21 protein-coding genes are annotated in these 23,155 nt (G+C 63.0%); 9 read left to right on the forward strand and 12 right to left on the reverse strand.

Features of this window, described 5'->3' with window-relative positions; genetic code table 11:
• Positions 1 to 202: 202 nt before the first annotated feature.
• Both E5E97_RS04595 and E5E97_RS04600 read left to right on the forward strand, forming a co-directional pair.
• Entirely contained in the window at positions 203 to 2,746 is a 2,544-nt protein-coding gene (locus E5E97_RS04595; protein WP_171279922.1) for a bifunctional diguanylate cyclase/phosphodiesterase, read from the forward strand.
• Positions 2,747 to 2,840: 94 nt separating this feature from the next.
• Positions 2,841 to 3,587, forward strand: a complete 747-nt coding sequence (locus E5E97_RS04600; RefSeq protein WP_171279923.1) for a class I SAM-dependent methyltransferase — start codon at positions 2,841 to 2,843, stop codon at positions 3,585 to 3,587.
• A 59-nt stretch (positions 3,588 to 3,646) separates the two neighbouring features.
• On the opposite strand, the gene E5E97_RS04605 is transcribed toward E5E97_RS04600, so the two are convergent.
• The 4 genes from E5E97_RS04605 to rhlB all read right to left on the reverse strand — a co-directional run bounded on the left by E5E97_RS04605 (position 3,647) and on the right by rhlB (position 7,922).
• Entirely contained in the window at positions 3,647 to 3,916 is a 270-nt protein-coding gene (locus E5E97_RS04605; RefSeq protein ID WP_029302594.1) for a Rho-binding antiterminator, read from the reverse strand.
• 25 nt (positions 3,917 to 3,941) lie between these two features.
• Positions 3,942 to 4,922, reverse strand: a complete 981-nt coding sequence (locus E5E97_RS04610) for a DUF4382 domain-containing protein (RefSeq protein ID WP_043127990.1) — start codon at positions 4,920 to 4,922, stop codon at positions 3,942 to 3,944.
• Between the two features lie 205 nt (positions 4,923 to 5,127).
• Positions 5,128 to 6,618, reverse strand: coding sequence for a guanosine-5'-triphosphate,3'-diphosphate diphosphatase (gppA, locus tag E5E97_RS04615; protein WP_016348957.1), 1,491 nt, complete (start codon positions 6,616 to 6,618; stop codon positions 5,128 to 5,130).
• Positions 6,619 to 6,632: 14 nt separating this feature from the next.
• Entirely contained in the window at positions 6,633 to 7,922 is a 1,290-nt protein-coding gene (gene rhlB / locus E5E97_RS04620) for an ATP-dependent RNA helicase RhlB (protein ID WP_005307299.1), read from the reverse strand.
• A 113-nt stretch (positions 7,923 to 8,035) separates the two neighbouring features.
• Here rhlB and trxA point away from each other — a divergent pair, with 113 nt between their 5' ends.
• The 5 genes from trxA to fre all read left to right on the forward strand — a co-directional run bounded on the left by trxA (position 8,036) and on the right by fre (position 13,320).
• Complete coding sequence (gene trxA, locus E5E97_RS04625; RefSeq protein WP_005307306.1) at positions 8,036 to 8,362, forward strand: thioredoxin TrxA; 327 nt, start codon at positions 8,036 to 8,038, stop codon at positions 8,360 to 8,362.
• Positions 8,363 to 8,569: 207 nt separating this feature from the next.
• Positions 8,570 to 9,835, forward strand: a complete 1,266-nt coding sequence (gene rho, locus E5E97_RS04630; RefSeq protein ID WP_005307308.1) for a transcription termination factor Rho — start codon at positions 8,570 to 8,572, stop codon at positions 9,833 to 9,835.
• Positions 9,836 to 9,945: 110 nt separating this feature from the next.
• A complete protein-coding gene (locus E5E97_RS04635; protein ID WP_118882182.1) occupies positions 9,946 to 10,953 on the forward strand; it encodes a hypothetical protein in 1,008 nt (335 codons plus the stop codon).
• Positions 10,954 to 10,983: 30 nt separating this feature from the next.
• Positions 10,984 to 12,453, forward strand: a complete 1,470-nt coding sequence (gene ubiD, locus E5E97_RS04640; RefSeq protein WP_076362830.1) for a 4-hydroxy-3-polyprenylbenzoate decarboxylase — start codon at positions 10,984 to 10,986, stop codon at positions 12,451 to 12,453.
• Between the two features lie 168 nt (positions 12,454 to 12,621).
• Positions 12,622 to 13,320: an NAD(P)H-flavin reductase gene (gene fre, locus E5E97_RS04645; RefSeq protein ID WP_171279924.1), complete on the forward strand. Its 699-nt coding sequence runs from the start codon at positions 12,622 to 12,624 to the stop codon at positions 13,318 to 13,320.
• Between the two features lie 129 nt (positions 13,321 to 13,449).
• Here fre and E5E97_RS04650 read toward each other — a convergent pair whose 3' ends face one another.
• Positions 13,450 to 13,707, reverse strand: coding sequence for an accessory factor UbiK family protein (locus E5E97_RS04650; protein WP_005307315.1), 258 nt, complete (start codon positions 13,705 to 13,707; stop codon positions 13,450 to 13,452).
• A 301-nt stretch (positions 13,708 to 14,008) separates the two neighbouring features.
• Between E5E97_RS04650 and E5E97_RS04655 the strand changes: the two genes are divergently transcribed.
• The gene (locus tag E5E97_RS04655) at positions 14,009 to 16,423 is read left to right on the forward strand and encodes a VolA/Pla-1 family phospholipase (RefSeq protein ID WP_171279925.1); all 2,415 of its coding nucleotides are present in this window, start codon (positions 14,009 to 14,011) and stop codon (positions 16,421 to 16,423) included.
• Positions 16,424 to 16,563: 140 nt separating this feature from the next.
• Here E5E97_RS04655 and glpG read toward each other — a convergent pair whose 3' ends face one another.
• Together glpG and glpE are read right to left on the reverse strand one after the other, a co-directional pair.
• Positions 16,564 to 17,397, reverse strand: coding sequence for a rhomboid family intramembrane serine protease GlpG (glpG, locus tag E5E97_RS04660; protein ID WP_011704134.1), 834 nt, complete (start codon positions 17,395 to 17,397; stop codon positions 16,564 to 16,566).
• Positions 17,394 to 17,717 carry a thiosulfate sulfurtransferase GlpE gene (gene glpE, locus E5E97_RS04665; protein WP_011704135.1) on the reverse strand — a complete coding sequence of 108 codons (324 nt, stop codon included), beginning with the start codon at positions 17,715 to 17,717 and terminating at the stop codon, positions 17,394 to 17,396. The genes glpG and glpE overlap by 4 nt, the downstream gene beginning before the upstream one ends.
• Before the next feature lie 169 nt (positions 17,718 to 17,886).
• Here glpE and E5E97_RS04670 point away from each other — a divergent pair, with 169 nt between their 5' ends.
• Entirely contained in the window at positions 17,887 to 18,474 is a 588-nt protein-coding gene (locus E5E97_RS04670) for a LysE family translocator (RefSeq protein ID WP_253265141.1), read from the forward strand.
• Here the strand turns inward: E5E97_RS04670 and E5E97_RS04675 are convergent.
• From E5E97_RS04675 to livH, 5 genes are all read right to left on the reverse strand, one after another.
• Entirely contained in the window at positions 18,471 to 19,304 is an 834-nt protein-coding gene (locus E5E97_RS04675; protein ID WP_171279926.1) for an AraC family transcriptional regulator, read from the reverse strand. The genes E5E97_RS04670 and E5E97_RS04675 overlap by 4 nt on opposite strands.
• Before the next feature lie 3 nt (positions 19,305 to 19,307).
• Positions 19,308 to 20,009: an ABC transporter ATP-binding protein gene (locus E5E97_RS04680; RefSeq protein ID WP_011704138.1), complete on the reverse strand. Its 702-nt coding sequence runs from the start codon at positions 20,007 to 20,009 to the stop codon at positions 19,308 to 19,310.
• Between the two features lie 10 nt (positions 20,010 to 20,019).
• Positions 20,020 to 20,799 carry a high-affinity branched-chain amino acid ABC transporter ATP-binding protein LivG gene (gene livG, locus E5E97_RS04685; protein WP_171279927.1) on the reverse strand — a complete coding sequence of 260 codons (780 nt, stop codon included), beginning with the start codon at positions 20,797 to 20,799 and terminating at the stop codon, positions 20,020 to 20,022.
• Positions 20,800 to 20,899: 100 nt separating this feature from the next.
• The gene (locus E5E97_RS04690) at positions 20,900 to 22,168 is read right to left on the reverse strand and encodes a high-affinity branched-chain amino acid ABC transporter permease LivM (protein ID WP_130633309.1); all 1,269 of its coding nucleotides are present in this window, start codon (positions 22,166 to 22,168) and stop codon (positions 20,900 to 20,902) included.
• Positions 22,165 to 23,091, reverse strand: coding sequence for a high-affinity branched-chain amino acid ABC transporter permease LivH (livH, locus tag E5E97_RS04695; protein ID WP_011704141.1), 927 nt, complete (start codon positions 23,089 to 23,091; stop codon positions 22,165 to 22,167). The genes E5E97_RS04690 and livH overlap by 4 nt, the downstream gene beginning before the upstream one ends.
• Positions 23,092 to 23,155: the final 64 nt, after the last annotated feature.

The following is a 23,155-nucleotide window of genomic DNA, read 5'->3' on the forward strand; positions in this document are numbered from 1 at the left end:
TTGCGGGCCCCGGCTGGCGTGAGCTTCAAGCAGGTACAGTTTTGCCACATAGTGGGATCACAGCGTGATTTTTGAGATAAAAAGGGACCTTTTGGTCCCTTTTCTCAAGGCTTTTTAATATCTTGCGGATAGCATGTTTGCACTGTCCCCGGCTCTTCAGTAGAGTCGGGTCCTACCTTCCAAGGAGAGAAAGAACCTTGCCATGAGGCGAGCACTCGAGTCTGTCTATCAAATCATCTCAAGTCTGTCTCATTCGAGTGGTCAGGGATATTTCGATACCTTTGTGAGTGAAATCGCAGCAGCGGTCGGGGCCGACTTCGTCCTGATTTCAGGCAGGGATCAAGCGGGGCTCTCTTTCAAGGTGCACGCCGCCCACCCCGCCTCTCTCGACACCACCAATTTCAGCTTTCCGGTCAGCGCCACCCTGGGGGAGATCACCCTGCAGGAGGGAGAGACCTGGTTCAGCGATCGGGTACAGCAGCTGTTTCCCCATGCTGCCGTGTTGCAGGCCTGGCACATCCAGGCCTATGCCGGCATTGCCCTCAAGAGTGCCCAGGGGGAGACGGTCGGCATCTGCAGCGTGCTGTTCAAGCGGCCGCTCACCAACATGGACAAGGTGATGGGCCTGTTGCGGCTGCTGGCTCCGCTGGCCGGGCGCGAACTGGCGCTGATGCTGCAACAGCCGGCACCGCCCCAGCCCGAGTACCACGACTTTCTGCACACCATGATGTCCCACGCGCCGGTGGGGATCGGCAAGCTCGATCTGAACGGCAAGATCCTCTGGACCAACCCGGCCATCGAAAAGATGCTGGGCTACAGCCAGAGCGAGCTGCTGCACCGCACCGCCGCCGAGCTCAATCACCCGGAAGACTGGCTGCGCAGTGCCGCCTGCTATGAAGAGCTCAAGCTCGGCGAGCGCACCGCCTTCACCCAGGAGAAGCGCTACCTGCACCGGGACGGTCAGGTGCTGTGGGGGCGGGTCACCGTCACCCTGGTGCGGGACGATCAGCTGCAGCCCGACTACCTGATGGTGGTGCTGGAGAACATCGATCCCCTCAAGCGCCATGCCGAACAGCTCAAGCTCTCCCACCGGGTCTACGACAACCTCTCGGAGGCGATCCTGGTGTGCGATGCCGACAGCCGCATCATCTCGGTCAACCCGGCGTTCGAGCAGATCACCGGTTACAGCGAGGAGGAGGTGTGCGGCCAGCGCCCCAGCATGCTCAAGTCCGGGCTGCACGATCAGGCCTTCTACGCCGACATGTACCACGCGCTGGAGCGGGTGGGGGTGTGGCGCGGCGAGGTGTGGAACAAGCGCAAGAACGGCAAGCTCTACCCCCAGCAGCTGATGATCAGCACCCTGCGGGAAGGGGGGCGGATCAGCCAGTACATCGCCATCTTCAGCGATCTCTCCCAGACCAAGCTGGCGGAGCAGAAGATCGCCGCCCAGGCCAATTACGACAACCTCACCGGGCTGCCCAACCGCTGGCTGTTCGGCCGTTGCCTCAGCCGCTTCTGCGAGCGGGGCGAGCGCTTCGCGCTGATGGTGCTCGACCTCAACAACTTCAAGGCGGTCAATAACAGCATGGATCACCACGCCGGTGACGCCCTGCTGCGGGAGGTGTCGGATCGGCTGGTGAGCCGGGTGCGCACCGAGGACCTGGTGGCCCGCATCGGCGGCGACGAGTTCGCCTTCCTGGTGCCCGGCATCGTCAACCGTCGTCAGGCCGAGGTGTTTGCCAAGCAGGTGATCGGCGGCTTCGCCCGTCCCTTCATGCTGGCCAACCAGCACCTCTACGTGACGGCCACCATCGGCATCACCCTCTGCCCGGGCGATGGTCTGGAGAGCGACGAGCTGCTGCGCAACGCCGAGCAGGCGCTGTTTGCCGCCAAGCGGCAGGGACGGCTGCTCGGCAGCTATTGCGCCTCCATGCGCGAAGAGGTGCGCCAGCGCCACCAGATGCAGCAGGACTTGGCGGAGGCGATCAAGCTCGAGCAGCTGACCATGGCCTACCAGCCGATCTGGGACAACCGCAGCGGCCGGGTCGCCAAGCTGGAGGCGCTGGTGCGCTGGTATCACCCGCACTGGGGCCAGGTGTCCCCGGCGGACTTCATTCCGCTGGCGGAGGAGGCCGGGCTCATCCAGGGGCTGGGGGCGCTGGTGCTGTGGCAGTCGTGCCGGGATCTGGCGCGGCTGCAGCAATCCGGCTTCCCGGACCTGCAGATGTCGATCAACCGCTCCACCCTGGAGTTCCAGACCATAGATCCGGAGGCGAGCGAGTGGCTCAAGGTGATCCACCACTTCGGGCTGGACCCGGCGGACATCGTCATCGAGATCACCGAGTCCCTGCTGATGGAGACCAGCGATCAGCACAGGGTGCGGATCGATGCCCTGCGCGAGGCCGGCTGCAAGCTGGCCATCGACGACTTCGGCACCGGCTACTCGGCGCTCAACTATCTGCGCAACTTCCCGGTGGACCTGGTCAAGATCGACCGGGCCTTCGTGCGCCACATCCCGTTCAATGAACAGGACCGGCTGCTGCTGGACGGCATCATCAACATAGTGCACAACCTCGGCATGCAGGTGGTGATCGAGGGGGTGGAGACCCGCGAGCAGCTCAACTTCCTCTGCCAGAAGGGGTGTGCTTTCACGCAGGGCTATCTGCTGAGCCGGCCGCTGGCCTACGACGACCTCACCGAGTACCTGCAGCTCAACGACAAGAGCATGTTCCTGCAGACCAGCTAGCCCCTCCGCCCCTCTCCTTCGGCCGGAGCCCCTACAGCGACCTTCGGGGGCTGTGGTACACTCCGCCCACAGATACCGCCACACAGTCTATACCATGCAGATCCTCCTCGAAGACCCCGCCAAGGCGCCTCAGGCCGAAGCCCTGGCCAGCCAGCTCGGCCAGACCGACCTTGCCCAGTTTGCCCTGGTGTTCACCGCGGCGCGGCTGGAGCTGCGCAAACTGGACGAACCCAAGCTGGGCGCGGTCTACGTGGACTTCGTCGAAGGAGCGGTCGCCCATCGCCGCAAGTTCGGCGGCGGCCGTGGCCAATCCATCGCCAAGGCGGTGGGGCTCAAGGCGGGTGCCATGCCGCGCGTGGTGGATGCCACCGCCGGGCTGGGGCGCGATGCCTTCGTGCTCGCCTCCCTCGGCTGCAAGGTGACCATGATCGAGCGCAGCCCCGTGGTGGCCGCCCTGTTGCAGGACGGGCTGGCGCGGGCGGCGCAGGACCCCGAGATCGGCCCCTGGGTGCGCGAGCGGATGCAGTTGCTGCACGGCCCGGCGGTGGAGACCTTGCTGGGGCTGAGCGAGCGGCCCGACGTCATCTACCTCGATCCCATGTTTCCCCACAAGCAGAAGTCGGCGCTGGTGAAAAAAGAGATGCGGGTGTTCCAGTCGCTGGTGGGGCCGGATCTTGACGCCGATGCCCTGCTGCCGGCGGCGCTCGCCATGGCGGACAAGCGGGTGGTGGTGAAACGGCCGGACTACGCCGGCTGGCTCAACGAGCACAAGCCGAGCATGGCCATCGAGACCAAGAGCAACCGCTTCGACGTCTACGTGATGGCGGCGCTGGCGGGATAACGCCGCACGCGAGAGGTAAAAGAAGAGGGCCAACCCGGCGGGGTTGGCCCTCTTGCCATCTATTGGCTGTCGGCTGGGGCTGGCGGGGCAAAGCGGATCAGTTTCTCCTCCCCCTGCCAGCTGAGCGCCATGGTGGCCAGCTCCGCCAGGCTCAGTCGCTCGCCACCTTGCAGCAGCAGGTACTCGACCCCTGCTCTGGCCTCGATGGTGCGGATCTTGTCCGCCCACTGGCGGCCGTCCCGGCCGGTGAGGGTGACCGGCAGCTGCCAGCTGGCGGCGATCTCCAGCCAGTCGTAGAGATCGCAACTGATGGGTTGGTAGGTGCTCATGTGCGGGTTGCCCTCTGGTCGCCGGTTACTGGAAGTTGATGCTGGTGGCGGGCGCCACCACCGCCTGGGCTTTCTGCACCTGTTCCAGTTGCAGCGGGTCGCCGGCCAGCGCCGGATCGTCCTCGTTGCCATTGCAGACCAGCGCCAGATCGTAGCTGCCGAGATTAACAAATCCCAGTTCGTAACCAAAGCCGCCACCGCTTTGCGGCAGCACGGGTGCGCTGGCATAGAAGCCGTTGTCGCTGTCCGCCATGTCGGGGTAGTTGTCATCGCTTCTGGGCTGGTAGAAGTAGACGAAGGCCTTGTCGGTCAGCTGGCCGCCGCACAGCCCGGCCGCGACCGTGCCTTTGACGGTGGTGACCTGGGTGTTGTTCACCAGCCGCACCCCTCTGGGCTTGAGCTTGTAGTACTGCTCGTGGCCCGGCAGCACCATGGCCTGGCGCAGATCGAACTCGGTGGTGAAGGCGCTGAGGCCGTTGGCGGCGATAGTAAAGGCATCCAGCTTGAGTTCGCTGCTGGGCACCTCCAGCGGCTTGATCACCCCATCATCCCGTTTGACGTAGGAGTAGGGGGTGCCATCCAGAAACTGGTTGGCAACCTCTCGTCCGTCCAGCACCCGCAGCCGCATCTGGCTGTAGTCGCCGGGCACCACGCTCTGGCTGGCCAGCAGCGGGCGGCTGACGGAACCCTGGTAGTGCAGCAGGTCGATGTAGGTGAACAGCGACCGGCCCGCACTGTCGAGCGGGATGGTCTCGCCGCTCGGGGTGCAGCCATCGTCCTGGGCCGAGGTGAGGAAACTGGCGGTAGTCCAGCTCTGCTCGGTGCCGGCGACGGGGTGGATGCTGATGTTGGCGACGGCGATGCAGACCTTGCTGACTGCATCCACCGGGGCGTCGGAGAAGGCCAGCGACAGCTGGGCCTGTTGCGGGCTGTTGTTGTCGCCGCCGCCTCCGCCGCCACAGGCGGTGAGCAGGGCGGTCAGGCCGATCAGGATCAAGGGTTTCATGGCGTCCATTCCGGTTGTGAAGACAACCCTACTCTAGTCGAGCGGTGCTAATGGCGCAGGTGACAGCCAGCGAGAAAAGGACGAGCTCGGTGCGCCAGCCCAATGAAATCAAGGGTCAGCTTTGAACGGCGCCAGTCATGGCTGCGAAAGAGATTGTCGGAACGGCGGGGCTGGTGGTTTGGTGCACTGATTGGGCGAGGCCCAATCAGGCTTCCAACAGCCGGGTGGGCCAGCCCATCTTCTGCTGGCGTTCCACTTCGAAGCGCAGTTCGCTGGCGCGCAGGTAGTGCTCGTCCAGCCAGCCGCTCGGCAGGGTCAGGGTCAGTGCATCTTCATCGGCTTCGAGGGTGAAGCGGGGCACTGTGCCCTGGGTGCGGCGCATGCAGAGGATCAGCGCGATGCGCAGGATACGGGCCAGCCGGATCGCCTGGCGACCGGTGACGGCTCCCTGCTTCTCCAGCGGTTCCAGCTTGAATTCGTCCCGCTGGTTGAACAGCAGGGCCGACAACAGCTTCTTCTGGGCCGGGGTAAAGCCAGGCATGTCGATGTTGTCGATGATGTAGGCGGCGTGTTGCGGCGCCTTCTTGTACTCGATGCATAGACCGATCTCGTGCAGCAGGGCCGCGTAGCGCAGGATCGGCCGCCCATAGCGTTTTGAAAGTCGCCAGGCCGGCTGCAGCTGGTTGAACGCCTCGACGGCGGTGTCACGCACCCGTTCGGCGTGCTCCTTGTCCAGCTGGTAGCGATTGATCAGGCTGTCGGCGGTGCGATCGCGGGCATCACAGTCGTGATTGTTGCCGAGCAGGCCGTAGATCAGCCCTTCGCGCAGGGCGCCACCCGCCAGGGTCATGCTCTCGATGTTCAGGGTTTCGAAGATGGCGATCAGGATGGCGAGACCGGAGGGGAACACGGTCAGCCGTTCGGCCGCCAGTCCTTCCAGCTGCAGCTGGTCGAGCTTGCCGCAGGCGATGGCCTGACCCATCAGCTCTTGCAGCTTGGGCAGCGTGACCCGCTCGCTCTTCCCCTGTGCCAGCATGATCTCTTGCAATGCCTGTACCGTGCCGGAGGCGCCGACACAGGTACGCCAGCCGAGTGCACGATAATCTTCCGCCACCTTCTCCAGCACCGCCTTGGCGGCGGCGATGGCCTGCTTGAAGCGGGCCTCGGAGAGCTCGCCGTCACCGAAGTGGTTGTTGAGCCAGGTGACGCAGCCCATGTGCAGGCTGTTGAGCAGTTTCGCTTCGCTGTGCTCGCCGATCACCAGCTCGGTGCTGGCGCCGCCGATGTCGATCACCAGCCGGTTGCCTTCGCCGGCCGAGGTCCAGGAGACTCCCTCATAGATGGTCTTGGCCTCTTCCTCGCCCGAGATGATCTCGATGCTGTGGTTGAGCACCCGTTCCGCTTCGCTGAGGAACTCGTCGACGTTGGTGGCAAGGCGCAGGGTGGCGGTGCCCACTACCCGGATGTTGTCGGCCGGAATGTCCTGCAACTGTTCGGAGAACAGGCGCAGGCAGTCCCAGCCCCGCTCCATGGCGGCACGGCTGAGACGAAACTCCGGATCGAGCCCGGCGGCGAGGCGAACCTTGCGCTTGACCTTGGTGACGGTGCGCAGGGCACCGGCGACCTCGCGCACCACCAGCATGTGAAAGCTGTTGGAGCCGAGGTCGATGGCGGCATAGAGCGGCGAGTTGTGCAACAGGGCCAGTCCTTTCAGCTCTTGCGGGGCGGACGACGGCGGTTGTTGCTGTTGCCACCGCCCTGGCGATCGCGCATGTTGCGATTCACCGGCTGACGGTTGCGGAACACCCGCTTCGGTGCGGTCACGTCATCCAGCAGCGCCTCGCGGTCATACTTGCTGACTGGGATCGGGTGGTGGATGTACTCCTCGATGGCCGGCAGGTTGAAGGCATAGTCTTCACAGGCCAGGCTGATGGAGTGACCGCTCTTGCCGGCACGACCGGTACGACCGATGCGGTGTACGTAGTCCTCGGCGTCGTCGGGCAGGTCGTAGTTGAAGACGTGGGTCACGTCGGGGATGTGCAGACCACGGGCGGCCACGTCGGTGGCAACCAGAATGTCTACCGCACCCTTGGTGAAGTCCTCCAGGATCTTCATCCGCTTCTTCTGTGGCACGTCGCCGGTCAGCAGACCGACCCGGTGGCCGTCATTCTCCAGCCAGGCGTGAACGTCTTCACAGACGTGCTTGGTGTTGGCGAAGACGATGGCTTTCTCCGGCCACTCCTCTTCCATCAGGGAGAGCAGCAGCAACATCTTGTCTTCGTTGGAAGGGTAGAAGAGCTCTTCTTTGATTCGTACGCCGGTCATCTGCTCCGGCTCGACCTGCACATGTTCCGGGTGGTTCATGTGTTCGTAGGCCAGCTCCTGCACCCGAAGGGAGAGGGTGGCGGAGAACAGCATGCTCAGACGCTCGGTAGCGGGCGGCATGCGGCGGAACAGGAAACGGATGTCCTTGATGAAGCCGAGATCGAACATGCGATCCGCTTCGTCCAGCACCACGACCTGGATGTTGCTCAGATCGATGACCTTGGACTTGAAGTAGTCGATGATGCGGCCTGTGGTGCCGATCAGGATGTCGACACCCTGCTCCAGCACGGCCAGCTGCTTGTCGTACCCTTCACCGCCGTAGGCGAGGCCGAGCTTGAGGCCGGTCGAGGCGGCCATGCTGTCGGCATCGTTGTAAATCTGTACTGCCAGCTCCCGGGTCGGGGCCATGATGATGGCGCGCGGCTGATTGATGAGGCGCGGCTTGGTCAGCGGGTGGGTCAGCAGATAGTTGAAGGTGGCAGCCAGGAAGGCGATAGTTTTGCCGGTACCCGTCTGGGCTTGGCCGGCGAGGTCATGGCCTTCTACCAGCAGCGGCAGAGAGAGTGCCTGGATGGGGGTGCAATAGTGAAATCCCTTTGATTCCAGACCAGCCAGAACTTCGGGTTCGAGGCCCATTTGGGCGAATTTGTCGGTCGTTAAGTGTGTTTTGCTCATGGCGGTAGGTTATCAGGTTAGGCTTGCAATAATAAACAGGATCATTTCAAATAGGGCAACTATTGCCTTTGTTGATACGTCAATAAAGCCTTAATTACTGACTGGAGTTGGAGATGAGTGACAAGATTGTTCAGCTGAGCGATGCCAGCTTCGAGGCAGATGTAATCAAAGCCGATGGCGCCGTTCTGGTCGACTTCTGGGCCGAATGGTGTGGTCCGTGCAAGATGATTGCCCCGATCCTGAACGAAGTCGCCCAAGAGTATGCCGGTCGCGTGACCGTGGCGAAATTGAACATCGACCATAACGCCGACACTCCGCCCAAGTATGGCATTCGTGGTATTCCGACCCTCTTGCTGTTCAAGAATGGCGAAGTGGCAGCGACCAAGGTCGGTGCCCTGTCCAAGACTCAGCTGAAAGAGTTCCTGGACGGTAACCTGTAATAATCAAAGAGGAGCGCATTGCAATAATGCGCTCCTTCTGTTTTATCACCTAGACGCTCACCCCGATTGGTGCTAATTTATCGCTCGTTTGCTAACCTTTTTGCCTGATTCTTTGCTCACACATCAGCCTGGCAAATCAAATCCGATCAGCATCAATCCAGCAGACTGTCTCCTCATTTCAATCCTTGCTTACAGACTTTCACCACTATGAATCTGACTGAATTAAAGAACACTCCTGTGTCCGAGCTGGTACAGCTTGGCGAATCCATGGGGTTGGAAAATCTGGCTCGGGCGCACAAGAAAGACATTATTTTCGCGATCCTCAAGGCGCACGCCAAGGGTGGCGAGGATATCTTTGGCGACGGTGTGCTGGAAATCCTGACCGATGGTTTCGGCTTCCTGCGTAGTGCAGACGGCTCCTACCTGGCCGGCCCGGACGACATCTATGTCTCCCCGAGCCAGATCCGCCGTTTCAACCTGCGTACCGGCGATACCATCTCCGGCAAGATCCGGCCGCCGAAAGAGGGCGAACGCTACTTCGCGCTGCTCAAGGTCAACGAGGTCAACTACGACCGTCCGGAAAACTCCCGCAACAAGATCCTGTTTGAAAACCTCACTCCGCTGCACGCCAACGAGCGTCTGCGCATGGAGCGTGGCAACGGTTCCACCGAAGACATCACCGCCCGCGTACTGGATCTGGCTTCACCGATCGGTAAAGGCCAGCGCGGCCTCATCGTCGCACCGCCCAAGGCCGGTAAGACCATGCTGCTGCAGAACATCGCCCAGAGCATCGCCTACAACCACCCTGACTGCGAACTGATCGTCCTGCTGATCGACGAGCGTCCGGAAGAAGTGACCGAGATGCAGCGCATGGTGAAGGGTGAAGTGATCGCCTCCACCTTCGACGAGCCGGCTTCCCGTCACGTCCAGGTCGCCGAGATGGTGATCGAGAAGGCCAAGCGCCTGGTCGAGCACAAGAAGGACGTGGTGATCCTGCTGGATTCCATCACCCGTCTGGCCCGTGCCTACAACACCGTCATCCCGTCATCCGGCAAGGTACTGACCGGTGGTGTGGACGCCAACGCCCTGCACCGTCCGAAGCGTTTCTTCGGTGCCGCGCGCAATGTTGAAGAGGGCGGCAGCCTGACCATCATCGCCACCGCGCTGATCGATACCGGCTCCAAGATGGATGAAGTCATCTACGAAGAGTTCAAGGGTACCGGCAACATGGAACTGCACCTCTCGCGCAAGATTGCCGAGAAGCGTGTCTACCCGGCCATCGACATCACTCGCTCCGGCACCCGCAAGGAAGAGCTGCTGACCACCGGCGACGAGCTGCAGAAGATGTGGATCCTGCGCAAGATTGTGCACCCGATGGGCGAGATCGACGGCATCGAGTTCCTGATCGACAAGTTGGCCATGACCAAGACCAACGACGAGTTCTTCGACGCCATGCGGCGCCAGCAGAAGTAACCGACTCGAAAATCATCAAACCGCGGCCCAGGTCGCGGTTTTTGTTTATCTATTTTATTTACGGTCGCCTGAGTAGTATGAAACCTCGATGTCACAAGGATAGGGACGTCATGAAGCATGTACTCCTGATATTGCTGAGCTGGCTGCTGGTGCTGCCGGTCGGGGCTGCCGAGACGCAGCCGCCCCGGACGGCACTGGTGGCCGACGAGGGGCTGCAGGGTCACCTCGACTATCTGACCGGCCGGCTGCAGCTGGGGCAGTTTGCCGCCATCGACACCCTGCTGGACTCCCTGGCGGTGGGGCAGCGGGAGTATCTGTTGTGCCAGCTGCTGGCCACCCTCAATAGCCAGCCCAGAGCCACCAGCCCACAACTGCTGGCCTGGGTGCGCGCCCAGTCGTTCAAGGCCCCCAGCTGGCTGGTGGAAAAAGAGGTGGACGGCTTTCTGGTACAGCAACCCGCCTACGACTTTGCCGCCGCTGCGCGGCAGGTGTTGAGCCGCTGGCAGCAGCAGGCCTGGCAGGACAACTATCGCCAGCAGCTGGAAGAGGGCACGTTCGAGTTCAAGCAGATCTACAACAGCCGCAATCCCGATCTGGCCCAGCAGCAGCAGGCGCTGCTGACCGTACTCGATCGGCAGCCGCTTCCGCTCCTGCAACGGGAGGCGCACACGCTGGCCGCCATGAGCATCTTCCTGCCCGACAACCGGCTGCTGCGGCTGCTGGCCGAGCGTACCGGTGACAGCGCCCTCTATCAGAAGCTGTGGCATCAACCGGTGGATCACGACAGCGTGGCCGCGCTCGCCAGCGTGGGCCGCTTTCATCAGGGCCAGGCGGCCAGCGATCTGCTGATTGCCGCGAGTCGCAATGCCCGTCTCAAGCTGCCTGCTTTGCAGCAACTCAGTCAACTTTCGCCGCTGCCGGACACGGCCCAGCAGTTCCTGCTGGCGGAGCTGGGCAATCGCCAATACAGCGGTCAGGTGGCCAGCCTGCTGCTGCAGATGGACGAACCCAGGCTGCTGGCCCAGCTTGCCGATCGGCTGACCCGGCAGGAAAAGCGCCATGCAAGTCCGGTGATGCTGCCCGATTCGGGTACACCCGCCGCCCGCCCAGGGTTATAATGCGGCATCGCCTGAACACAGGGTACCTGCATGAAATACAAGGATTTGCGTGATTTCATCGCGCAGCTGGAACAAAGCGGACAACTCAAGCGCATCAGTCGCGAGATAGACCCCTATCTGGAGATGACCGAGATCAGCGACCGCACCCTGCGGGCGGGCGGCCCTGCCCTGCTGTTTGAAAATCCCAAGGGTTACACCATGCCGGTGCTGACCAATCTGTTTGGCACCCCGGACCGGGTCGCCATGGGCATGGGCCAGCCCAACGTGGCCGCCCTGCGCCAGGTGGGGATCTGGCTCTCCTACCTGAAGGAGCCGGAGCCGCCCCGCGGCTTCAAGGAGCTGATGGAGAAGCTGCCGATCTTCAAGCAGGTGCTCAACATGCCGACCAAGCGGCTCTCCTCTGCCTCCTGTCAGCAGCGGGTGCTGGAGGGAGAGGCGGTCGATCTGGACCAGATCCCGATCCAGCACTGCTGGCCCGGCGACGTGGCCCCGCTGGTGACCTGGGGGCTGACCATCACCCGCGGTCCCTACAAGAAGCGGCAGAACCTCGGCATTTATCGCCAGCAGAAGATCGGCAAGAACAAGCTGATCATGCGCTGGCTGGATCACCGCGGCGGAGCCATCGATTTTCGCGAGTGGCAGGAGGCCCACCCAGGTGAGCGCTTCCCGGTGGTGGTGGCGCTCGGTGCCGATCCGGCGACCATCCTCGGCGCGGTGACACCGGTGCCGGATACCCTCTCCGAATACGCTTTTGCCGGTCTGCTGCGGGGCAGCCGCACCGAGGTGGTGAAGGCCGTCAGCTGCGATCTGGAGGTGCCCGCCAGCGCCGAGATCGTGCTGGAAGGCTATCTGGAGCCGGGTGAGATGGCCCCTGAAGGGCCTTATGGCGATCACACCGGCTACTACAACGAGGTGGACGAGTTCCCGGTATTCACCATCACCCACATGACGATGCGCAAGGATGCCATCTACCACAGCACCTACACCGGCCGTCCGCCCGATGAGCCGGCGGTGCTCGGGGTGGCGCTCAACGAGGTGTTCGTGCCGCTGTTGCAGAAGCAGTTCCCCGAGATCGTGGACTTCTACCTGCCGCCGGAAGGGTGCTCCTACCGGATGGCGGTGGTGACCATCAAGAAGCGCTACCCTGGCCACGCCAAGAGGGTGATGCTGGGGGTCTGGTCCTTCCTGCGCCAGTTCATGTACACCAAGTTCGTGATCGTCTGCGACGACGACATCAACGCCCGCGACTGGAAGGACGTGATCTGGGCCATCACCACCCGGATGGACCCGGCCCGTGACACCACCCTGATCGAGCACACCCCGATCGACTACCTGGACTTCGCCTCGCCGGTCTCCGGGCTCGGCTCCAAGATGGGGCTGGACGCCACCAACAAGTGGCCGGGGGAGACCAATCGCGAGTGGGGCCAGCCCATCGTCCAGGACGAGGCGGTGAAGCAGAAGATCGATGCTCTCTGGGACGAGCTGAACATTCTCGGCTGAAGACCGGCGGCAGGCCCGACGGGCCATGCCGCCTGGCCGGGATGCAAAAGATTGATGCCATTTGAGCTGAATTGGGTATGCTCGACTGACCTGACCACTTTGCTGGTCGCCAGTCCACAGTGAATCAAGAGCGAAAGCGGGCCGAGCGAGCCCGTCACAAGGATAAGAATGCAACGTATCAAGTGCCGCGTAGAGGAACTGCGCGAATATGTCGACACCATCTGGCACGTGGCCCTGACGCCGCTGCAAGAGGTCAGCTTCAAGCCGGGCCAGTATCTGCTGGTGGTGATGAGCGATTCGGACAAGCGTCCCTTCTCCATCGCCAACTCGCCGACCAGTCCGGGCATGCTGGAGCTGCAGATCGGCGCCACCCCGGAAAACGCCTATGCCGGCCAGGTGCTGGCCCGCATGCGCGAGCAGGGGGAGATCGAGATTGAACTGGCGGCGGGCAAGGCCTTCCTGCGGGAAGAGTCGCCCCGACCGCTGATCCTGATGGCCGGTGGCACCGGTTTTTCCTATGCCCGCTCCATTTTGGAATACCTGATCGATACCGGCAGCAAGCGCCCGGTGTTCTTCTACTGGGGCGTGCGCCAGGCGCACTGGCTCTACGAGCAGGAGCAGATGCAGCAGTGGGAGCGCGACTACGCCCCGCTCACCTTCATCCCGGTGGTGCAGGAGCCGGAAGCGGACTGGACCGGCAAGACCGGGCTGGTGCACAAGGCCATCATGGATGATTTCGTCAGCCTGCACGACTACGACATCTATGTCGCCGGTCGCTTCGAGATGGCAGGCGCGGCGCGGGAGGAGTTCAAGATCCTGGGCGCCGAGCCAGAGCGCATCTTCGGCGACGCCTACGAATTCATCTGAGTTCGGCATGAGGTCGGCCACATAGCGTGACCGAGGCGGCCTCGCTGAATCAGCCTGCTGCTTGCCCTGCGGCAGGCCAGAAACAACAAACCCCAGCCTGGCTGGGGTTTGCTTTATGGGCGACCTGCGTTATTCGCCCTTGGCGCCGAGCTGCTGCTCGAGCTGGGCCAGCTTGGCCTCGAGCGCAGTCAGCTTCTCGCGGGTGCGCAGCAGCACCTTGGTCTGCACGTCAAACTCTTCGCGACTGACCAGGTCCAGCTTGCCCAGCTGGGACTGCAGCACCTGACGGATCTTCTTCTCCACCTCTTCACCCATGCTGCGAATGCCGGGCGGCAGGGAGTTGTGCACCTGTTTGGCGATCTCTTCCAGTTTCTTCGGGTCGATCATGTGGTTCTCCTTAAGCAATGCGCCATTCTACCGGCAATTGATCCGCTTTGCCGAGATCGAGGGTCGCTTTTTGCCAGCTGCCATAGGGGCCGTCGCTGGTCGGGTCTGGTATTCGGGATGAAGCTGTTAACCTATCGAGTCCCGTTTCTATTCCAATTCCTTGATGCTGTACACAAAAAAAGCAGATCAGATGACCGACCAGAGGCTTAATAATTGTTGCGTTGCTGTTAAGATGTACCGGTCGGGTTCTCACCCAACTCAGTCAGCATTTCATGGATAACAACTAAAAAGAGATAAGGATATGAAAAAGAAGCTAATTTATGCCGCGGTTGTCAGTGCTATGCTGGCTGGCTGTGGTGGCAGTGACGATAACAAAGGCGACACCTCCAGCTATCTCGACTATCTGTTGACCGGTTCCAACGCCGTGCGCCCCAGTGCTCTGGCAGCCCGGGCCAGCGATGGCACCCTGAAATTCTCCACCGAAACGGCAGATCTCTCCAACCCGGTCTCGGCCATGTCGACCCTGGATGGCTGGTCCACGACCCAGGCTATCCAGATCGTGCCCGTGACGTCATCCGGCATCCAGGTGCAGGCCCCGGCCGCGGCGGAGTTTGCCGCCTCGGTCGCGCCGCTCTACCTGCTGGAACTGAGCTTTGACAGCGCCGCCCTGCGCCCGAACGGCGTGAAGAAGGTGCTGACCTACGGGGTGGACTTCGTGGTGGCCGCTGCGGCTGGCAAACTGAACCTGGTGCCGCTCAAGCCGCTGAATCCCTCCTCCTACTACATGATCGTGGCCACCGACTCCCTCAAGGACAGCAGCGGCAACGCGGTCAAGGCCGGCAACGACTACGGCAACTACAAGAACAACGTCGGCAGCAATGCCCAGGAGCAGACCATCAACGGTCTGATCGCCCTGCAGGAAGGGCTGTTCAAGGCTGCCACCGGCGTCTCCACCGATCACGTCATCTTCTCCGACTGGTTCGGTACCCAGTCCGGTGCCGATGTGCTGGTGGCGGTGAAAGGCGCTGCAGCGTCCGTGCTGAAGAGCCCGACCCTGGATGCGGCTGCCCTGTGGAAACAGGATGCCAAGGGCAACACCAGCCTGCCGGGCACCTATACCCTGGCCGTGACCGGCAGCAACCCCTTCCTGACCCAGCTGGACGACGAACAGTTCCTGCCGCAGGAGCAGAAAGATGCGCTGGCCACCGCCTTCGGCCCTGGCGCCCCGCTCAACCCGATTGCTCAAGCGACCAAGGTCTATACCGGTACCGTCAAACTGCCTTACTTCCTCTCCTCGCCGGCTACCGCCGGTTCCTGGGACAAGGCCAAGACCCAGTCCTGGCACGGCGCCATCTCCAGCCTGTACGCCATCGCCAATGCCCTGAAAGCGGGCGACAGCGAAGTGATCGCCGGGCTGGTGGGGGCGGGCGTGGATCCGGCTCTGCTGGCGACGCTGATTGCCGATCCGACCCGTCAGGCCGAACTGCTGGCCGAGGCGAGCAAGCTGATCGGGGTGACCCTCACCTCCGGCGGCAAGCCGCTGGATGCCGAGCAGAACATTGGCCGCTTCAACCCGCTGCCCAAGCTGGAAGAGGTGCAGTCGGTGCCGATGCGGGTCTTCGCCAAGGATGCCCTCAATACCATCACCGACGTGATCATCTATCAGCACGGTGTCACCTCGGTGAAAGAGAACGCCTATGCACTGGCGCTGGGTCAGATCTATGCCGGCATGCAGGCAGGCAAGAAGGTCGCGCTGGTGGTGATCGATCACCCGCTGCATGGCGAGCGCGGCTTCGCCCTGAGCGGCAGCATGGCGACCGTGACCACCTCCGAAAATCCGACCCCGTATCTGAACCTGAGCTACCTGACCGTGGCCCGCGACAACCTGAAACAGAGCGTGGCGGATCTGCTGGGCCTGCGTCTGGCGGTCGGTCTGGCCAATGCCAAGGGTGCTCTGGGCGTGGCTGGCATCAAGGTGCACTTCCTGGGCCACTCCCTGGGTGCCATCTCCGGTACCAACCTGCTGGCGGTTGCCAACCAGCCCATCGGCAATGCGCAGGCGGATGCCCTGTTCAAGTTCGACACCGGCGGCCTGGCCATGCCGGGTGGCGGCATCGCGCCGCTGCTGCTGAACTCGCCGACCTTCGGCCCGACCATCAAGATGGGCGTGCTGACCAGTGGCAGTGCCGAGCTGAAAGCCGGCTTCACCGCCTACGCGCCCAACTGCAAGACTGCGGTGCCGACCTGCTTCGTCAACGAGTTCCTGCCAAGCCTGAGCACCACCCAGCAGGCGGCGGCGGCCAGCACGTTGCAGAGCTACAGCTTCGCGGCCCAGTCGGTGCTGGATTCGGCTGACCCGATCAACCTCGGCCGCAGCATCCAGAGCAGCTTCCCGCTGTTCGCCACCGAGATCGTCGGCGATGGCGCGCTGAGCCTCTCTGACCAGGTGATCCCGAACAGCATCGCCTCCGCCCCGCTGGGTGGTACCGAGCCGCTGTTCAAGGTGCTGGCACTGCAGCCGCTGACCGCCACCGGTGCGGCCAGCCACAACGCGGCCCGCTTCGTGGCCGGTGGCCACAGCTCGCTGCTGGCGCCGGACGAGAACTTCGACCCGAGCGGCGATGTGACCACCGAGATGCAGTCCCAGTTCGCCAGCTTCTTCATGAGTGGCGGCACTGCGGTCAAGGTGACCAACGGCAGCCTGCTCAAGCAGTAAGCCAGTCGGCCAATAAAAACGCCGCCCCTCGGGGCGGCGTTTTGTTTTCCAGCATCGCGCTTGTTGCTGGTTCAGATTGGCCTAGTTGGTGGCCGCTCAGGCTGCCGAGCAGCTTGCTGCACCTTGATGACCACTAGCACTCAGGCGGGCTGGTGGTGTCTGTCGAGCCAGCCCTGCAGCAGCCCGACCAGCAGACCGGCCAGGTGGGCCATATTGGCGGTGCGGGTGCCGAGCAGATCGAAGAAGCCGAGTGCCAGCCAGAACAGCATGAAGCCCATCAGCGCCGGTGGCAGGGTGAGGCCGCAGGCTGGCTGCAACTTGCTGCGCAGCCAGCAGTAGCCGAGCAGGGCATAGACTACCCCGGAGAGGCCGCCAAACAGCGGGCCGCTGGCGAAGAACTCGGCCAGGTTGGGCAGGGCGGCGCCTACCAGCAGCAGGATCAGCAGCTTGCCGCTGCCGAGCCGTTGTTCGATCTGGCCCCCCAGATACCACCACCACAGCAGGTTGAACACCAGGTGCAGCACCGAGAAGTGGATGAAGGCCGGAGTGAAGTAGCGCCACGCCTGCCAGTCGGTGAACTGGGCCAGGGTCGGGTGGAAGGCCAGCTCATCGAAGATCGGCAGGCCGATGGCATCGAGCCCGTAGATGGCCAGACAGGCGATGATCACCACCAGGGTCAGCGGTCCGGCCTGATGCAGGAAGTCGGTGACCGGGTCGGTCATCCCCTTGCTGTAGTCGATACGGGCATCGGCCCGGCCGGATTGCCAGGAGGCTTCCATGTAGCGGGGGTGGGTCGGCTCGGCCAGGAAGCGTTTCACCTCCAGCTGGGCCTGGGCGAGGCGCTGTTCGTCCGCCAGCCAGACCGAGACGCCAAGCTCGGACTGGGTCAGCTCGCACGAGATGCCGAGGGTGGAGAGATAGTCCACCAGCGCCTGGGCCATGCGGGCATTGTCGAGCACCAGCAGCTGGATCATGCGTCGCCCGCCTGGATCGGGAACTCCCTGCGCCATGCCTCGAAGCCGCCATCCAGGCTGTAGACCTCATCGTACCCCTGTTGCAGCAGATACTGGGCGGCGCCCTGGCTGCTGTTGCCGTGATAGCACATCACGATCACCGGGGTATCGAAGTCCACCTCGTTCATGAAACGCACCAGGGTGCCGTTGGTGAGGTGGAAGGCGCCGACCGCGTGGGCCGTCTCGAACGACTGGGGGTCGCGAATATCCACGAGGCGGGCTGCACCGGCGGCAAGCTTCTGGTGGGCATCATGGGCACTGATATGGGCAAACTGGTCCATTAACATGTCCTGCGAATAGGTGATTGAGGGTCAGTTTACCGCAAGCGGGGGCCGGCGCTAAGCCCGCAATGTATCCGGTTATTGCCGTGACCGATCGCAATTTCCTTCAATACCGGGGGCGGGGTGCCGGCTAGGCTGGGGGCTCCTTTTGCCGATACGAGCGTTATTCATGGAGACGAGTCTGCTGTTATCCATGGCCGGGTTTGCCCTGGCCATGTCCATCACCCCGGGGCCGGTCAATCTGGTCGCCCTCGGCAGCGGCGCCAGGCACGGCTTTGCGGCCAGCCTGCGCCACGTGGTCGGGGCCACCCTGGGGTTCATTCTGTTGCTGCTGTTGATGGGACTGGGGCTGGGCGCCGCCCTGCTGCAATGGCCGCTGGCGGCGGAGCTGCTGCGCTGGGCCGGAGTGATCTTTCTCGGCTGGATGGCCTGGCAACTGCTGGTGGACAGCGGCCGGGTGGAGGGGGTCGACGGGGTGGCACCCTCCTTCTGGTACGGGGCACTGATGCAGTGGCTCAACCCCAAGGCCTGGCTCGCCGCCAGCATGGGGATGGGCGCCTATGGCAGTGCGGGCGGGGTGGGGCAGGTGGCCCTGTTCAGCGGCCTCTACCTGGTCATCTGTCTGTGCTCCATCGCCTGCTGGGCCTATGCCGGCAGCCGATTGCAGGGGTTGCTGCTCGCGCCGCAGCGGCTGCGCTGGTTCAACCGGGCGATGGCGCTGTTGCTGCTGCTCTGCGCCACCTATCTGGTGCACTAGCTCTGCCGGATCAGCTGAGTGCGGTAGTGACCCGGGGTGGCAGCGACCCGCCGCTTGAACTGGCGCTGGAAGTGGGCCTGATCGGCAAAACCGCTGGCCAGCGCCACCTCTGCCAGCGGCTCTCCCCGCCTGAGCAGGGTGCGGGCATGGCGGATGCGCTGATCGAGCAGGTAGGCGTGGGGCGTCATGCCGTAATGGCGGCTGAAGCTGCGCACGAAGTGAGAGGGGGTGAGCCCTGCCACTGTACTCAATTGCGCGAGGGTGAGGGGGCTGCTGCAGTCGTCCTGCATCAGTTCGGCGGCTCGCTGCAGGTGCTGCGGCGGCCGATCGTCCCAGCTGGCCGGGGTGAGCCTGGCCAGCAACTGGCGACTGAACTGGTGGCAGGCCACCTCGCGCGCGAGCGGCTCCGGCTCTTGCCACAGCTGCCGATGGAGCCAGCACAGCCCCTGGTAGAGCTGGGGATCCCGGCTTGCGGTCATGTCGAAGGGACGAAACGCGTTGCCCAGACCCGCCTCTTCCTGCTGGCGCTGCAGCCAGCCGGTATCGAGGTAGAACATCAGATAGGACCAGGGCTCATCCGCAACGGGGTTGCAGGCGTGCACCTCTTCCGGGTTCATCAGCACCAGGTGGCCGCGGCCGACCTCCTGCCGGCTGCGCTGATTGAGGTAGTGGCTGTGGCCGCCGGTGATGGCGCCGATGGAGAAGTGGGGGTGGCTGTGTTTGTCGTAGCAGACGCGGCGGCCATCCTGCACCGCCCGTGCCTCAATGAAAGGCAGGGCCGGATCGTGCCAGAAACTGTGGTGATCCGGCGCCGTGTCGGCCCTGCTCATGGGTCAGCCGCCGAGATAGGCCTGGCGGACGGCCGGGTTGGCCAACAGGGCCGCCCCCGTGTCCTGCAGTACCACGTGGCCGTTTTCCAGCACATAGCCGCGATCGGCCAGCTTGAGCGCCTGGTTGGCGTTCTGCTCCACCAGGAAGATGGTCATGCCGTCGCGGCGCAGCTGCTCTATGGTGTCGAAGATCTGCTGGATGACGATGGGGGCCAGCCCCAGCGAAGGTTCATCCAGCAGCAACAGGCGCGGCTTGCTCATCAGGGCGCGGCCGATGGCCAGCATCTGCTGCTCGCCGCCGGACATGGTGCCGGCGCGCTGCTCCAATCGCTCGTGCAGGCGGGGGAACAGGGTGAAAATCTGATCCAGCAGCCCGCGCTGCTCGGCCTTGTCGACGAAGAAGGCCCCCATCAGCAGGTTCTCCTCCACCGTCAGGCGAGCGAAGATGCGGCGCCCCTCCGGCACCACGGCGATGTCTTTACGCATGATGCGGGCGGTGGAGAGCGAGTCTATCTGTTCTCCCTCAAACCAGATGGAGCCGCTGCTGGGCTTGGGCTCGCCGCACAGGGTCATCAGCAAGGTGGTCTTGCCGGCGCCGTTGGCGCCGATCAGGGTGACGATTTCCCCCTCTTTTACCTGGACGCTGACGTCGTGCAGCGCCTGAATTTTGCCGTAATGGGTCGATACGTTGCGAAGTTCTAACATCTTTTTGTCCTTACGACTCGCCCAGATAGGCCTTGATCACTGCCGGATTGCTGCGGATTTCGTCCGGCTTGCCGTGGGCCAGCGGGGTGCCCTGGTTGACCACGAAGATGCGGTTGGAGATCTCCATCACCAGCTTCATGTCGTGTTCGATCAGCAGTACCGAGACCCCGAACTCGTCCCGCAGGTTGGAGATGAGCTCGTTCAGCTCGTCGGTCTCGTGCGGGTTGAGGCCGGCGGCCGGCTCGTCCAGCATCAGCAGCTCGGGCCGGGTCGCCATGCAGCGGGCAATCTCGAGCCGGCGCTGCTGGCCATAAGCCAGGTTGCCGGCGGCGCGGTTGGCGAGATCCTTGAGCCCCACCTTCTCCAGCCAGAAGGCGGACTGCTCCAGCCCCTCCCGTTCGGCGCGGCGAAAGGCCGGGGTCTTGAACAGTCCGGCCAGAAAGCCGGTGTTGAGGTGCCTGTGCTGGGCTACCAGCAGGTTTTCCACCGCCGTCATGTCCTTGAACAGTCGCACGTGCTGAAAGGTGCGCACTATCCCCTTGCGGGCGATGAGGTGGCCGGGCAGCCCCTGGATCTCCTCACCCTTGTAGCGGATGATGCCGCCGCTCGGGCGGTAGAAGCCGGTCAGGCAGTTGAAGACGGTGGTCTTGCCCGCCCCGTTGGGACCTATGATGGAGATCACCTCCCCCTTGTCCACGTCCAGCTTGACGCCGTTGACGGCCAGCAACCCTCCGAAGCGCATCGACAGATCAGAGACTTCCATTAACTTCTGCTTCTGATGAGTACTCATTTTCTCAGCTCCCATTTCAAGGTGGAGCCAGTCACCGCGAGCAATCCGGCCAAATAGCACATCGACAGATCAGAGACTTCCAACAACTTCTGATTTGCACTCATTTTTTCAACTCCAGATGCGGACGGGTCATCGGCAGCAATCCCTGTGGCCGCCAGATCATCATGAACACCATCAAGAGACCGAACATCAGCATGCGGTACTCGTTGAACTCGCGCGCCAGCTCAGGCAGCACCGTCATCACGATGGCGGCCAGCACCACCCCGATCTGGGAGCCCATGCCGCCCAGCACCACGATGGCGAGCACGATGGCCGACTCGATGAAGACGAAGGACTCCGGACTGATGAAGCCCTGGCGCGAGGCGAAGAAGCTGCCGGCGAAGCCTGCAAAACAGGCGCCAATGGTGAAGGCGGTCAGCTTGATGATGGTGGGGTTGAGCCCCAGCGACTTGCAGGCGATCTCGTCTTCCCGCAATGCCTCCCAGGCGCGGCCGAGCGGCATGCGCAGCAGGCGGTTGATGACGAACAGGGTGGCGATCACCAGCACCAGCGCCATCAGGTAGAGGAAGATCACCTTGTGGTTGGCGTTATAGGTGATGCCGAAGAACTCGTGGAAGGTCTCGAAGCCGCCATCCTTGACGGTGCGGTTGAACTCCAGGCCGCCCAGGGTCGGTTTGGGAATGCCGGAGATGCCGTTCGGGCCGCCGGTCAGGCTGGTCATGTTGTTGAGCAGGATGCGGATGATCTCGCCAAAGCCCAGAGTGACGATGGCCAGATAATCCCCTCGCAGCCGCAGCACCGGGAAGCCGAGCAAAAAGCCGAAGGTGGCCGCCGTCAGCCCGGCGATGGGCAGGCACTCCCAGAAGCTGAGCCCGAAGTAGGTGTTGAGCAGGGCATAGCTGTAGGCGCCGACCGCGTAGAAGCCGACGTAGCCGAGATCCAGCAGGCCGGCGAGGCCGACCACCACGTTCAGGCCGAGGCCCAGCATGATGTAGATGAGGGCCAGGGTGGCCAGATCGATGGCACCGCGCGAGGCCATGAAGGGCCAGCTTACCGCAAACAGCAGCACCAGCACGGCGGTCAGGTTATAGAGTTTGGGCGCCTCTTCTGGGCTCGGCAGCACCAGCTTGGTGAAGCCGACCGAGAAGCCGCTGATGGAGGCCTGGAACAGCCTGGATATCTGGCCGCGCAGCATCTGGAACCAGAACACCAGAGTGGCACCGCCCAGCAGCCAGGCCAGCGACACGTCAAGCCGGCTGGTCACCAGCAGGCGAGTACCGTCGGTTTCGAGCTTGAAGCCGAGCAGCCAGAAGGAGAGCACCAGCAGCACCAGGCTGGCGATGCAGGCATGAATGAATTGTTTTTTCATACCTTTTCGACCTCCGGGCGACCCAGAATGCCGGTCGGCATGAACAGCAGCACGCCGATCAGCAGGGCAAAGGCCATCACATCCTTGTACTCGGTACTGAGGTAGCCGGCGGTGAGCGCCTCGACCACGCCGAGCAGCAGGCCGCCCAGCACGGCGCCGGGAATGCTGCCGATACCGCCGAGAACTGCCGCGGTGAAGGCTTTCAGCCCGGCCATGAAGCCGAGATAGGGGTTGATGACGCCGTAATACATGCCGAGCAGCACGCCGGCGACGGCGGCCAGGGTGGCCCCCAGCACGAAGGTGATGGAGATGACCACGTGGGTGTCTATCCCCAGCAGGTTGGCCATCTTGATGTCTTCCGAACAGGCGCGGCAGGCGCGGCCCATGCGGGAGCGACCGATGAACTGGGTCAGTGCCAGCATGGTGATGAAGGTGACCACGAAGATGATGAGCTGCATCCAGGAGAGGCTGGCCTGGAAGCCGTCGGCTTCACCCAGGGTCCAGCCGCCGGAGATCAGGGTGGGCATGGCGATGTCGCGCGAGCCCTGGGCCATCCGCATCATGTTCTGCAGGAAGATCGACATGCCGATGGCGGAAATGAGGGGGATCAGCCGGTTGCCGCCCCGCAGCGGGCGGTAGGCGACCCGCTCTATGGTCCAGCCATAGGTGCCGGTGATGACGATGCTGACCAGGAAGGCGCCCCCCAGCAGCAGGAAGGTGCTGTCGATGCCCATCATCATGAGCCCCGCCATCACCATGAAAGCGACATAGGAGCCGATCATGTAGACCTCGCCGTGGGCGAAGTTGATCATGCCGATGATGCCATAGACCATGGTGTAGCCGATGGCGATCAACGCATAGGTGCTGCCTATGGTTAACCCGTTCAGCAACTGCTGAACCAGGTAAAGGAAGTGTTCGGACATACTGCGTTCCCTGTACTTGCCCGCAAAGAAAGGAGGGGTGACTCATGTCACCCCGACCGGCAGA

This window comes from Aeromonas sp. 2692-1 (assembly GCF_013085505.1).
Classification (GTDB): domain Bacteria; phylum Pseudomonadota; class Gammaproteobacteria; order Enterobacterales; family Aeromonadaceae; genus Aeromonas; species Aeromonas hydrophila.